Genomic DNA, 12,864 nt, shown 5'->3' on the forward strand with positions numbered 1-12,864 from the left:
GATTGTGGCTGCTGAAAGGATGTATGCATCAGATCAGCCGGCAAGCAATACTGGATTTGAGCCTTTAGCACCAATCTGTTTTACCCACTTTTGAGCCGGGTTCCGCAAGGATCCCGGTTTTTTATTGTCGTTATCGCCGTCAATTTCCGGCGCCATCATACGTTCTCCTCGGCGGAACGTCACCGCGACAAATAAAAACGGAGCCGGCATGCCGGCTCCGTGGAACAAGATAATCCAGAAAAGCTTAGAAGCGCCAGGTGAAACCGGCGTTGACGCTGTTGTCCTGATGGTTCTGCGACAGCAGCCCGCCGTAGCCCAGCGACAGCGTGGCGTTGTCGTTCACCGCCACCTCCGCGCCGGCCTTCAGCACCATCCCGTCGCGCGATACCGGCACGCTGTTCACCACGAACGGCGCGTTGCCCCCGCTGAAGCGCAGCCCGGTGCCCCGCTCCAGCTCGCCGTACTGATGCTGCCAGCCCAGCTCGCCGCGCAGCGCCACCCGGGTGGTTTTGCCCGCCTGCCACTGGGTGTCCGCCCGCAGCCCCAGCGTCGACACCGTCGCGTCGGTGTGCTGCTTGTCGCCCTGCAGCGCCGCCGCTCCGCCGTCTTCCGCGATGCCGTTGTTCTTGAAGTTGACGTACGCCAGGTTGGCGAACGGCTCCAGGTCCACCCAGGCGGTTTTCACCCCGTAGCCCGCCTCCACGAACGCCTGCTCGGTGCGCGCGCTGTACTTCGCCGTCTCACGATCTGACTGCTGGCCGTAGTTCACCGACCGCGCGGTGTCGATGCGATGCCAGCTGTAGCTGGCCCCGCCCCGCAGCGCCAGCGCCCCCCACTGCTTGCCGCCGTACGTCGCCAGGTGGTAGTTGTCGCTGTCGCCGTTCGCGCCGTAGCCGCCGTCCAGCGAGGTGCGGGTGTAACCGGTCGCCACCCCCAGCCGCCAGTCGTCCGCCAGCGCCGAGTCCAGCCCCAGCAGCACCCCGTAGGTCGACGCCTGATACCCCGTGGCGTTGGCGTCCCCCGACGCATGATCCCAGGCCCCCAGCAACTGCGCCCAGGCGCCGCCCTCGTCCGCCTTGATCTCCGGCGACGCCGCCAGCCCTGCCGCCTGACGCAGCCGCCCGTTCAGCGCCTCGCGCAGGTAGCGGCTGTCGTTCACCAGCGCCGAGGCGATGTCCGCATGGATCTGCCCCGACAGCTGCCGGAACGCCTGCCGCGCCTCACCCGCCGTGCCGCTGGTCAAAATGCTCTCGTACACCGGGTTGCCCGCCGCCAGCGCATCCGCCGCCGCCGCCACCGCGCGCTCGTTCTGCGTCTGCGCCACGTCGGCGAAGGCGGTGTCGTTGCGCCCGACGCTCAGCGTCACCTGGTTCGGCCGGTAGCTCAGGCCGGTGCCGAGGAACAGGTAGTTCGGCGCCACCGCGTCAAAGCGCCCGCTGATCCCCCGCCGGGCGCTCAGGATGTTGTATTCCTGGCCCAGCAGGCTGCGCGCCTCGCTTTGCGACAGCAGGTTGCCGCTGTTCTCCAGCGATACCGCCACCTCGCCGCCGCCGATCGTCGCCGATCCGCCGCTGACGATCCGATCGCTCCGGCCGTTCGGCCCCACCTCCACCGCGTAGCGCGAACCGGGGTCGAAGCCGAGGTCGTTGGCCACGCTGAGGGTGCCGATCGAGTTGCCCGGCGCCACCGTGCCGCCGCGATGCACCGCCAGCGAGCCGACGCTGCCGGCACCGCCGAGGATGCCGCTGCCCTGCACGCTGACGTCCGACGCCAGCGAGCCGTTGACCGCCAGCAGGCCGGCGTTGACCTGGGTCGGGCCGGTATAGGTGTTGGCGCCGGTCAGCACCAGTGCCCCCTGGCCCTCTTTGGTCAGGCCGCCGTGGCCGGAAATGTCGTTGGCATAGACCTCCAGCGCGCAATGAATATCGTCGCACTTCCTGGCGTGCGGCGTGCCCGCATCCACCTCGGCGCCCAATCCCGGAATATTGGCGACAAACTGCGAGGGGCCGTAGGCCACGCCGGCGGGATCCGGGATGCGGAACTCTTCAGGAATATCCTCGACGGTATAAAACATGCCCGGGCCGTTGATCGCCTTGCCCAGGTTGATCATCCCCCAGCCGTACAGCGCGTCGATGCCCGGCGCGCCCATGTCGGTGGCGGTGGTTTTCAGCACGTCGGCAATCTGCGCCGAAGTCATGTACGGGAAGCGTTGCAGCAACACCGCGACCGCACCGGCCACGTGCGGGGTGGCCATCGAGGTGCCGTTCTTGTTGCCGTAGTCCGACACCAGCTGTGCGGGATCCGAGCCGTTGGCCACCGTACTGTAGATTTTGCTGCCCGGCGACGAAACGCAAAAGCTGGCGGTATAGCCGCAGCGGGAAGAGAAAGCGCTGATGCTGTAAGGCACGCGGTTGGTCGACGCATCGTCCTGCGCCACGCTGGCCACCGACAGCCAGTTCGGCGCGATATCCGGCACGAAATAGGCCAGGCCGCTGATCACATCCGGTTGGTTATAGTTGCCGTCGTTGCCGGCGGCGAACAGCACCAGAATATTCTTGCGCGCCGCATCGATCGCTCCCTGATACCCGGCGCCCGCCAGGCTGCCCAACAGCGGCTTGACCTGATCGAACTGTTCCTGCGCATCCTTCAGCTCAAAGTGCAGCGCATCCGGATCCCGCCCGCCGTCGGACAGGATGTCGGGAATGCTGACGCCCCAGCTGTTGTTGATCACCCGTACGCCGTTGTTGATCATCGCCTGCCAGCCGGCGTTGGTGACGGCGCCGTCCAGACCGAGGAACTCGCCGTAGGCCGGGCCGTCGTTGTCGTTGTCGACGCTGATCACCTGCGAGTCGAAGGCCACGCCGTGCATGCCGACGCCGTCGCGGTTGGCGGCGCTGATCCCGGCCACGTGCACCCCGTGGTTGCTCAGCGTTGCCCCGTTGTAGAAGTGGAAAGTACCGTCGAAGTAGAAGCGATCGCCGGCGTTGATTCCCGGCCGGTGCGGATCGGTATAGGCGCGATAGCCCTCGGTGACGACGTTGATCAGCTTGCCGTCACCGGCGAATTCCGGATGACGGTTGACCGGGGTATCCAGGATCCCCACCTTCTGCCCTTTGCCGGTATAGCCGGCGGCATAAGCCTCGTCGGCGTGGATCGCGCCCAGCCCCCAGTTGGCGTTGAACTCATCGCTGCGCCAGCTGGCCGGATCGCCCGCCTTGCCGCCCGGCTCATGCGGCGCAGCCTGCGCGAGGCCGGCCGCCAGCAGCCCGCACAGCAGGGCGTTCAGTTTCCATGACGGCGCCGACGCCGGTTTATTCTTGCCTGCAAGTCTTCTCATTCCCTTACCCTTATTGTTTTAGTAAAACCGCCCCAGACGGTTTATCCGTTGGTTTGTTGCTATCAGAAGCGCCAGGTGAAACCGGCGTTGACGCTGTTGTCCTGGTGGTTCTGCGACAGCAGCCCGCCGTAGCCCAGCGACAGCGTGGCGTTGTCGTTCACCGCCACCTCCGCGCCGGCCTTCAGCACCATCCCGTCGCGCGATACCGGCACGCTGTTCACCACGAACGGCGCGTTGCCCCCGCTGAAGCGCAGCCCGGTGCCCCGCTCCAGCTCGCCGTACTGATGCTGCCAGCCCAGCTCGCCGCGCAGCGCCACCCGGGTGGTTTTGCCCGCCTGCCACTGGGTGTCCGCCCGCAGCCCCAGCGTCGACACCGTCGCGTCGGTGTGCTGCTTGTCGCCCTGCAGCGCCGCCGCTCCGCCGTCTTCCGCGATGCCGTTGTTCTTGAAGTTGACGTACGCCAGGTTGGCGAACGGCTCCAGGTCCACCCAGGCGGTTTTCACCCCGTAGCCCGCCTCCACGAACGCCTGCTCGGTGCGCGCGCTGTACTTCGCCGTCTCACGATCTGACTGCTGGCCGTAGTTCACCGACCGCGCGGTGTCGATGCGATGCCAGCTGTAGCTGGCCCCGCCCCGCAGCGCCAGCGCCCCCCACTGCTTGCCGCCGTACGTCGCCAGGTGGTAGTTGTCGCTGTCGCCGTTCGCGCCGTAGCCGCCGTCCAGCGAGGTGCGGGTGTAACCGGTCGCCACCCCCAGCCGCCAGTCGTCCGCCAGCGCCGAGTCCAGCCCCAGCAGCACCCCGTAGGTCGACGCCTGATACCCCGTGGCGTTGGCGTCCCCCGACGCATGGTCCCAGGCCCCCAGCAACTGCGCCCAGGCGCCGCCCTCGTCCGCCTTGATCTCCGGCGACGCCGCCAGCCCTGCCGCCTGACGCAGCCGCCCGTTCAGCGCCTCGCGCAGGTAGCGGCTGTCGTTCACCAGCGCCGAGGCGATGTCCGCATGGATCTGCCCCGACAGCTGCCGGAACGCCTGCCGCGCCTCACCCGCCGTGCCGCTGGTCAAAATGCTCTCGTACACCGGGTTGCCCGCCGCCAGCGCATCCGCCGCCGCCGCCACCGCGCGCTCGTTCTGCGTCTGCGCCACGTCGGCGAAGGCGGTGTCGTTGCGCCCGACGCTCAGCGTCACCTGGTTCGGCCGGTAGCTCAGGCCGGTGCCGAGGAACAGGTAGTTCGGCGCCACCGCGTCAAAGCGCCCGCTGATCCCCCGCCGGGCGCTCAGGATGTTGTATTCCTGGCCCAGCAGGCTGCGCGCCTCGCTTTGCGACAGCAGGTTGCCGCTGTTCTCCAGCGATACCGCCACCTCGCCGCCGTCGATCGTCGCCGATCCGCCGCTGACGATCCGATCGCTCCGGCCGTTCGGCCCCACCTCCACCGCGTAGCGCGAGCCGGGGTCGAAGCCGAGGTCGTTGGCCACGCTGAGGGTGCCGATCGAGTTGCCCGGCGCCACCGTGCCGCCGCGATGCACCGCCAGCGAGCCGACGCTGCCGGCACCGCCGAGGATGCCGCTGCCCTGCACGCTGACGTCCGACGCCAGCGAGCCGTTGACCGCCAGCAGGCCGGCGTTGACCTGGGTCGGGCCGGTATAGGTGTTGGCGCCGGTCAGCACCAGCGTGCCTTCGCCCGACTTGGTCAGGCTGCCCTGATAGGCCCGCTGCTGGTAAGCCGCCTCGCGCGCCATACCGGTGGCGTACTCGGACTGCTCCTCCAGGCTGGCGTTGGCCGCCAATCCCTGCTGCCAGCCTTTGTCCTGCAGCCGTTGCAACCAGGCGTCGTGCTCCGCCCGATCCTCTTCCCGACGCTGCTGCAGCGCTTTGTCGCTGATGTTATTGCTCCAGGTGTCGGTGATGCCCGCCGGCAGGTTGGCGTCAAAGCTCCCCAGCAGCTGCCCCGGGCCGGCCATGGCGTTTTGCAGGTTCGGCAGGCCCCAGCCGGTGAGGGCGATGGGCGCTTCGCTCATCTGGCCGGCAACCTGCTCGGCGGTGGTGAACAGCACCGACAGCGCCTGCTGATTGGTCATGTACGGGAAGCGCGCCATGATCAGCGCCAGCGCGCCGGTGGCGTGCGGCGCCGCGGCAGAGGTGCCGTTGAACGATGAATAGCTGCCGTCCAGCCCTGTGCTGGTGACAATGGTCGGCGCCGCCACGCACCAGTATTTCGCCGCACCGCACTGGTTGTAGATCTGGCTGCCGTTCTCGCGCATGCCGCTGACCGCCAGCCAGTGCCCTTCCAGCTCCGGCCGGAAATACGGCAGGGCCGATCGCACGCTGGCATTCCGGTAGCCGCTGTTGCCGGCGCTGAATACGTTAATCACCCCTTCGCGCGACACTTTCGCCGCCGCATCCAGCCAGGTGATTTTGCCGAAATGCTGGGCGTAGGCCGCCTGCAGGCCAGCCAGCGTGTCGTAGGAAACGTCCTTGGGCTGGCTGCCCCAGCTGTTGTTGATCACCCGTACGCCGGCGGCCTGCAGCGCGTTGTATACCGCGGTGAAATAGTTGGCGTCCGGCCCGGGGCCGAACAGGAAGCCGTCGTTCTGGTTGGTGTTGCCGACGTAAATGTCGGCTCCGTAGGCCACGCCATGCATGCCCGCGCCGTCGCGGCTGGCGCCGATGACCCCGCTCACCTTGGTGCCGTGCGAATCGTTATTGTCGTTTTTCTCCCCCGACACGCTGAAGGCGGCGCCGTTGAGGTCGTTGCCGCTGGCGGTGACCGAATGGAAACGCGCCGGATCGAATTCCGGGTGCGCGCTGTCGAAACCGGAATCCAGGATCCCGATGTTCACCCCGGCGCCGTTGACGCCCTGCGCATAGGCCGCATCGGCATGCATGCCGCCCAGCCCCCACCCGGTTTGAAACTCCGGCGTACGCCAGCTGGCCGGATCGCCCGCCTTGCCGCTTTCGACGTAGGGACCGGCCTGCGCATACCCCGCCAACGCCATGCAACACACCAGCGTTTTCAGCCGCCATAGCGAACGCTGAGCGCCGCCCCTGTTATCAAGCCCCGTAGTTGCCATTTCCTTACCTTTTGATGTTTTAACGGCCGTCAGGAACGCCGGGCCGCCATAAGCAGGATGTGAAAAAGGAACCGTCCGCAGACGGTTCCTGTGCAAGGATTGAGATACGTTGGATCAGAAGCGCCAGGTGAAACCGGCGTTGACGCTGTTGTCCTGGTGGTTCTGCGACAGCAGCCCGCCGTAGCCCAGCGACAGCGTGGCGTTGTCGTTCACCGCCACCTCCGCGCCGGCCTTCAGCACCATCCCGTCGCGCGATACCGGCACGCTGTTCACCACGAACGGCGCGTTGCCCCCGCTGAAGCGCAGCCCGGTGCCCCGCTCCAGCTCGCCGTACTGATGCTGCCAGCCCAGCTCGCCGCGCAGCGCCACCCGGGTGGTTTTGCCCGCCTGCCACTGGGTGTCCGCCCGCAGCCCCAGCGTCGACACCGTCGCGTCGGTGTGCTGCTTGTCGCCCTGCAGCGCCGCCGCTCCGCCGTCTTCCGCGATGCCGTTGTTCTTGAAGTTGACGTACGCCAGGTTGGCGAACGGCTCCAGGTCCACCCAGGCGGTTTTCACCCCGTAGCCCGCCTCCACGAACGCCTGCTCGGTGCGCGCGCTGTACTTCGCCGTCTCACGATCTGACTGCTGGCCGTAGTTCACCGACCGCGCGGTGTCGATGCGATGCCAGCTGTAGCTGGCCCCGCCCCGCAGCGCCAGCGCCCCCCACTGCTTGCCGCCGTACGTCGCCAGGTGGTAGTTGTCGCTGTCGGCATTCGCGCCGTAGCCGCCGTCCAGCGAGGTGCGGGTGTAACCGGTCGCCACCCCCAGCCGCCAGTCGTCAGCCAGCGCCGAGTCCAGCCCCAGCAGCACCCCGTAGGTCGACGCCTGATACCCCGTGGCGTTGGCGTCCCCCGACGCATGGTCCCAGGCCCCCAGCAACTGCGCCCAGGCGCCGCCCTCGTCCGCCTTGATCTCCGGCGACGCCGCCAGCCCTGCCGCCTGACGCAGCCGCCCGTTCAGCGCCTCGCGCAGGTAGCGGCTGTCGTTCACCAGCGCCGAGGCGATGTCCGCATGGATCTGCCCCGACAGCTGCCGGAACGCCTGCCGCGCCTCACCCGCCGTGCCGCTGGTCAAAATGCTCTCGTACACCGGGTTGCCCGCCGCCAGCGCATCCGCCGCCGCCGCCACCGCGCGCTCGTTCTGCGTCTGCGCCACGTCGGCGAAGGCGGTGTCGTTGCGCCCGACGCTCAGCGTCACCTGGTTCGGCCGGTAGCTCAGGCCGGTGCCGAGGAACAGGTAGTTCGGCGCCACCGCGTCAAAGCGCCCGCTGATCCCCCGCCGGGCGCTCAGGATGTTGTATTCCTGGCCCAGCAGGCTGCGCGCCTCGCTTTGCGACAGCAGGTTGCCGCTGTTCTCCAGCGATACCGCCACCTCGCCGCCGCCGATCGTCGCCGATCCGCCGCTGACGATCCGATCGCTCCGGCCGTTCGGCCCTACCTCCACCGCGTAGCGCGAGCCGGGGTCGAAGCCGAGGTCGTTGGCCACGCTGAGGGTGCCGATCGAGTTGCCCGGCGCCACCGTGCCGCCGCGATGCACCGCCAGCGAGCCGACGCTGCCGGCACCGCCGAGGATGCCGCTGCCCTGCACGCTGACGTCCGACGCCAGCGAGCCGTTGACCGCCAGCAGGCCGGCGTTGACCTGGGTCGGGCCGGTATAGGTGTTGGCGCCGGTCAGCACCAGGGTGCCGATGCCCTGTTTGGTCAGGCCGCCGTGGCCGGAGATATCGTTGCTCCAGACGTCCAGCCCGCAGTGAATGTCGTCACAGACGCGCTCGGTCGGTTGGCCCTTATCCAGCACCGCGCCGATACCCGGCAGGTCCACCACGAACTGTTCCGAGCCGTAGGCGCCGCTGACGCGAAACTCTTCGGGAATATCCTGCTCGGTAACCAGCATACCCGGGCCGTTGATCGCCTTGCCCAGGTTGATCATCCCCCAGCCGTACAGCGCGTCGATGCCCGGCGCGCCCATGTCGGTGGCGGTGGTTTTCAACACTTCCGCTACCTGTGCGCCGTTCAGGTAAGGGAAGCGCTCCATCAGCACCGCAATGCTGCCGGCCACGTGCGGCGCCGCCATTGAGGTGCCGCTGTATTTGGCATAGCCGGTGGTCAGGTTGTCCGTGCTGTTGCCTTCGATCACCGAACTGTAAACCTTGGTGCCCGGTGCGGCGACGCAGAAGCTGGCGGTGTAGCCGCAGCGAGAGGAGAAGGTACTGATGCCGTAGTCGCCGGTGTTGTTCGGATCCTCCAGGCTGGCGACCGACAGCCAGTTCGGGGCGATATCCGGCACGAAATAGGCCAGGCCGGCCATGGCGTCCGGGTTGTTCAGGTTGCCGTCGTTGCCGGCGGCGAAAATGGTGACGATGCCGCTGCGCGCGGCGTCAATGGCGCCCTGATAGGCGCCGCCCGGCTTGGTGCCGAGGATCAGTTTGATCTGATCGAACTGCTTTTGCGCGTCGTCCACCGTGAAGTGCGGGTAGGCCGGATCGTCACCCCCCTTGGCGAACTTCTCGGTAATGCCGATACCCCAGCTGTTGTTGATGATGCGCGCGCCGCTGGCGATCAGCGCATCCCAACCGGCCTTATACACCGCGCCGTCATTGCCGAGGATAATGCCGTCTTCCGGGCCGGGATCGCCGTTCTCGGCACTGATGATCTGGGCGTTGAACGCCACGCCGTGCATGGCGCCACCGTCGCGGCTGCCGGCGGCGATGCCGCCTACGTGGGTGCCGTGGGAACCGAGCGTGCCGTCGGAATCCACGCTCGGCGTGCCGTCATAGATGAAATGATCGCCTTTTTTCACCGGAATATAGGGATCGGTATATTCGCGGGTGCCTTCGGTAACCAGGTTGATCACTTTGCCATCGCCGACGAACTCGGGGTGTTTGGCATAAACCGGCTGATCGAAAATGCCAAGTTTTACGCCTTTTCCGGTATAACCGGCGGCATAGGCCCGATCGGCATGGATCGCCCCCAGCCCCCACTCGGCGTTGAATTCGCCGCTGCGCCAGCTGGCCGGATCGCCGGCTTTACCGTTCTCTATATAGGTTGCGGCCTGTGCGCCGCCGATGGTGGTCAGACACAACAACATGGCGCTCCAGCGCGCGCGATGCACCCCAATCTCAGGCCAGCCGAAGGCCGCCCGAGCAGGCTTGACTCCTCTACGTGTATTTCCCATCCCAGATACCGTCCATTGTTGTTTGCAAATGTTTTATTGGTTTTTTGTGTAACAGTTTGGTAACACCAAATAAATAAAGCACAACAATCTGAAGTGCGCCTAATGTGTCAAATAGGCAACGAGCGGCAGCAGGAGAACCAACGTCGATAAAATGGGGTGCAACCGATAAGCGTTGGCGATGGCTTGCCATTCAGGGAGGGGGCATTTCGCGCCCGGTAATAAAATAAATTAATCAAATGATAAGTATGGAAATAATGACAAAAAAGGCCGCATGGGATCCCCACCTGCGGCCGATTTCAAATTGCTTGCGAGGCTCTTTTTATCGCTTTTAATTATAACTTTTGCCAATATTAACTCAGTGAAATATGCTGAGTTTTACCGCCGCACTCGGCAAAAAATGGATTATCCTGCTGATGTTTTTTTGCGGTCCATCGCATCCTCTTCGGCCTGGCGAATAATGGCTTTGGCCATCCATTGCGTCACCTCCTGAATGCCGTCAAGTTCGAGTCCCCAGATGTCTTTCAACACCAGGAACACTTCCGAACCGTAAATCAGCGAGAAAGAATGAATCACCCGCTGCAGCGCATCAGCCGGCAGTTTATCCTGCAGCGGCTCGACCGCCAGTTTAAGCAGCCGCTTGCGATTGCCGCGCACCAGTTTCTCGCCCGGCGTCGCATTGGCCCACTGCTGCAAAGACAGCTGCAGCGCGGCGCGCAGGGCGCCCTCATGCCGCTCCATCTGCGGGTACGCAAAGGCCAACAGCTGCTGAATGCGTTTCAAGGCGTCATTATCCTGCGGCCGCCATTCCAGGATCGGCCCCAGGCTTTCCGCCACCACGGCGGCGATCAGCGCGCTCTGGGTAGGGAAATAACGGTAAGCGGTGGCGCGCGATACCTGCGCATGCGCAGCCACTTCGGTAATGGAAGGAAAAGCGCCTTCGTTATACAGCGCCATGGCGCTGGTCAGCAACAGACGGTGGGTTTTCGCCCGCGCCGAAGTCAAAGACTCCTCCGGCTTCTCGGGAAAGGCAGTTATTGGCACGGCAACCTCATACTTCTTCGCAACGCTTCGCCCCGGCACAACATGCGATAGCCTTCAGGCCGGCAGCATAAAAAGCCCAAAAATGAGATCGGCGTCTCATTATGGGCGTAATGCGCCTTGCAAAAATGATACTGCCGTCTCATTATGTAGATACATTAATCATTCTAACTTAACAGGCCAACGCCAGGGCCCCCAATGATTAAGTAACATTATAATTTTATACATAAAAATAAGAAACACCCAGGAAAAGACAATGATTAATACTTCAAATTTTGTCTATATTGCTACCACAGCAGATACCAAAGGACAAGAGCTGGAGTATGTTCGTCAGGCCATCGCCGCCCTCGGGTTACCCACGGTCACCGTTGATATTTCCACCCGCCGTCCCGGCGCAGACTCTGCAACCGACATCAGTGCAATAGACATCGCCGGCCATCACCCTGACGGGGCCGCCGCGGTATTTTGCCGCCATCGCGGCCAGGCGATCGCCGCCATGGCGCTCGCCTTTGAGCGCTTTATGCTAACGCGCAACGATATCGCCGCCGTGCTTGGCCTGGGCGGCTCCGGCGGCACGGCTATCCTCACCCCGGCGATGCAGCAGCTGCCCGTCGGCCTGCCCAAACTGATGGTCTCGAGCATGGCGTCCGGCGATGTGTCGGCGTACGTCGGCACCAGCGATATCGCCATGCTGTATTCCGTGACCGATCTCGCCGGATTGAACCGCATATCCCGCCGGGTGCTGGGCAATGCGGCGCGCCAGATTGCCGGCGCGGTGCGCTTTGCCGGCGATGCCGATGCAGACAGCAAAGCCGCCGTGGCCCTGACCATGTTTGGCCTCACCACGCCCTGCGTTAAAACCATCGTCGCCGCCCTCGAGCCCGATTGGGATTGCCTGGTGTTCCACGCCACCGGCAGCGGCGGCAGAGCGATGGAGAAACTGATCGACAGCCGTTTATTGAATGCCGTGCTCGATCTGACCACCACCGAGGTGGCCGACTATCTGTTTGGCGGCGTGCTGCCCTGCAGCGGCGACCGCTTCGGTGCCATCGCCCGCACCGGCATTCCCTGTGTGTTGTCCTGCGGCGCGCTGGACATGATCAATTTCGGCTCGCCGGCCACCGTGCCGCAGCGTTATGCCGGGCGCCTGCGCCATCACCATAACCCGCAGGTCACCCTGGTGCGCACCACGCCGCAGGAAAACGCCCGGCTTGGGCGCTGGATCGGGGAAAAACTGAATGCCTGCGCGGGCGAAGTGCGCTTCGTGATCCCGGGGGGCGGCCTTTCCGCCCTGGATGCCCCTGGCCAACCGTTCTGGGACCCGCAGGCATTGGCCGCCTTTGTGCAGGCGCTGGAGCGCACGCTGCAGCCCACCCATCAACGGCGGCTGGTCAAAACGCCCTATCATATTAACGATCCGCGCTTCTCGCAGGCGATTGTCGAGCAGTTTCGGCACATCGCCGGCGCGCCAGAGCGGGCGATTATTTAACGGCATCCGGTTAATAAAAAACAAAAGGGCCAGATTATTCATCTGGCCCTTTTTTACCACCGGAATATATTATTGCTCAGTCGCCATTTGCGATTTCATTTTATTCATGTGGTCCATCATTTTTTGTTCGCGTTTCTGATAATTCTCATTGTATTGTTTTTTCTGCTCAGGGGTCAGCAGGTTATACATCTTATTTTCCGCCTTGGCGCGTTCCAGCATGCGTTCGGACTGCGCTTTGCTGATGGCGTCAATTTGCGTTTTCGCTTTCGCTTCATCGAAGCTGTCGGAAGCGACCAGGTTATGCAGCGCCTGGCGGTCCTCTTTCATGCCCGGGCCGCGCTTCTGATGCGACTCTTTCATGATGTCGCGCATTTGCTGGCGCTGTTGTTCGGTCAGGTTCAGACCGGCGAACGGGCCGCCTTTGCCTTCACCTTTATGATGCATCATCTTCATCGGCGCGGCGTCCGGCGCCGCCGTGGTGTCTGCGGCGAAGGCCATAGAAGCAGAACCCAAAGCCAGAGTAGAAGCGACAAATAAAGCGGTCAATTTACGCATAATCATTTCCTTTAAAAATTATTCTTCATCGGGAGCGCTGTACATTAACAGGCTCATCGTTCGTCGGAGATAATAATAGGCTGATAAACTTAAAGTAATGCGATGCAGTGTAAACTTTTTAAAACCCGCGACGGCTTTATTCGCCAATTATGAGAAAATTATGG

The 12,864-nt window shown here is 64.2% G+C and carries 7 protein-coding genes; 1 reads left to right on the forward strand and 6 read right to left on the reverse strand.

Annotated features, from left to right (window positions below; translation table 11 throughout):
* Positions 1–33 precede the first annotated feature (33 nt).
* The 5 genes from CKW09_RS24770 to CKW09_RS23345 form a co-directional block, all read right to left on the reverse strand.
* Positions 34–210: a hypothetical protein gene (locus CKW09_RS24770; protein WP_157079258.1), complete on the reverse strand. Its 177-nt coding sequence runs from the start codon at positions 208–210 to the stop codon at positions 34–36.
* Positions 211–244: 34 nt separating this feature from the next.
* On the reverse strand, positions 245–3,337 hold the full coding sequence (locus CKW09_RS23330) for an autotransporter outer membrane beta-barrel domain-containing protein (protein WP_095099758.1): 3,093 nt from the start codon (positions 3,335–3,337) through the stop codon (positions 245–247).
* Positions 3,338–3,399: 62 nt separating this feature from the next.
* Complete coding sequence (locus CKW09_RS23335) at positions 3,400–6,405, reverse strand: autotransporter serine protease (RefSeq protein WP_095099761.1); 3,006 nt, start codon at positions 6,403–6,405, stop codon at positions 3,400–3,402.
* A gap of 114 nt (positions 6,406–6,519) precedes the next feature.
* Entirely contained in the window at positions 6,520–9,531 is a 3,012-nt protein-coding gene (locus tag CKW09_RS23340) for an autotransporter outer membrane beta-barrel domain-containing protein (protein ID WP_095099763.1), read from the reverse strand.
* Positions 9,532–10,020: 489 nt separating this feature from the next.
* On the reverse strand, positions 10,021–10,572 hold the full coding sequence (locus CKW09_RS23345) for a TetR/AcrR family transcriptional regulator (protein WP_231922190.1): 552 nt from the start codon (positions 10,570–10,572) through the stop codon (positions 10,021–10,023).
* Between the two features lie 340 nt (positions 10,573–10,912).
* Between CKW09_RS23345 and CKW09_RS23350 the strand changes: the two genes are divergently transcribed.
* A complete protein-coding gene (locus tag CKW09_RS23350; protein ID WP_095099768.1) occupies positions 10,913–12,145 on the forward strand; it encodes a Tm-1-like ATP-binding domain-containing protein in 1,233 nt (410 codons plus the stop codon).
* A 69-nt stretch (positions 12,146–12,214) separates the two neighbouring features.
* Here CKW09_RS23350 and spy read toward each other — a convergent pair whose 3' ends face one another.
* Positions 12,215–12,700 (reverse strand): ATP-independent periplasmic protein-refolding chaperone Spy, encoded by a 486-nt coding sequence (gene spy / locus CKW09_RS23355; protein ID WP_061800340.1) that lies wholly within the window; start codon positions 12,698–12,700, stop codon positions 12,215–12,217.
* Between the last annotated feature and the right edge of the window lie 164 nt (positions 12,701–12,864).

The organism is Serratia ficaria, assembly GCF_900187015.1.
Taxonomy (GTDB): Bacteria; Pseudomonadota; Gammaproteobacteria; order Enterobacterales; family Enterobacteriaceae; genus Serratia; species Serratia ficaria.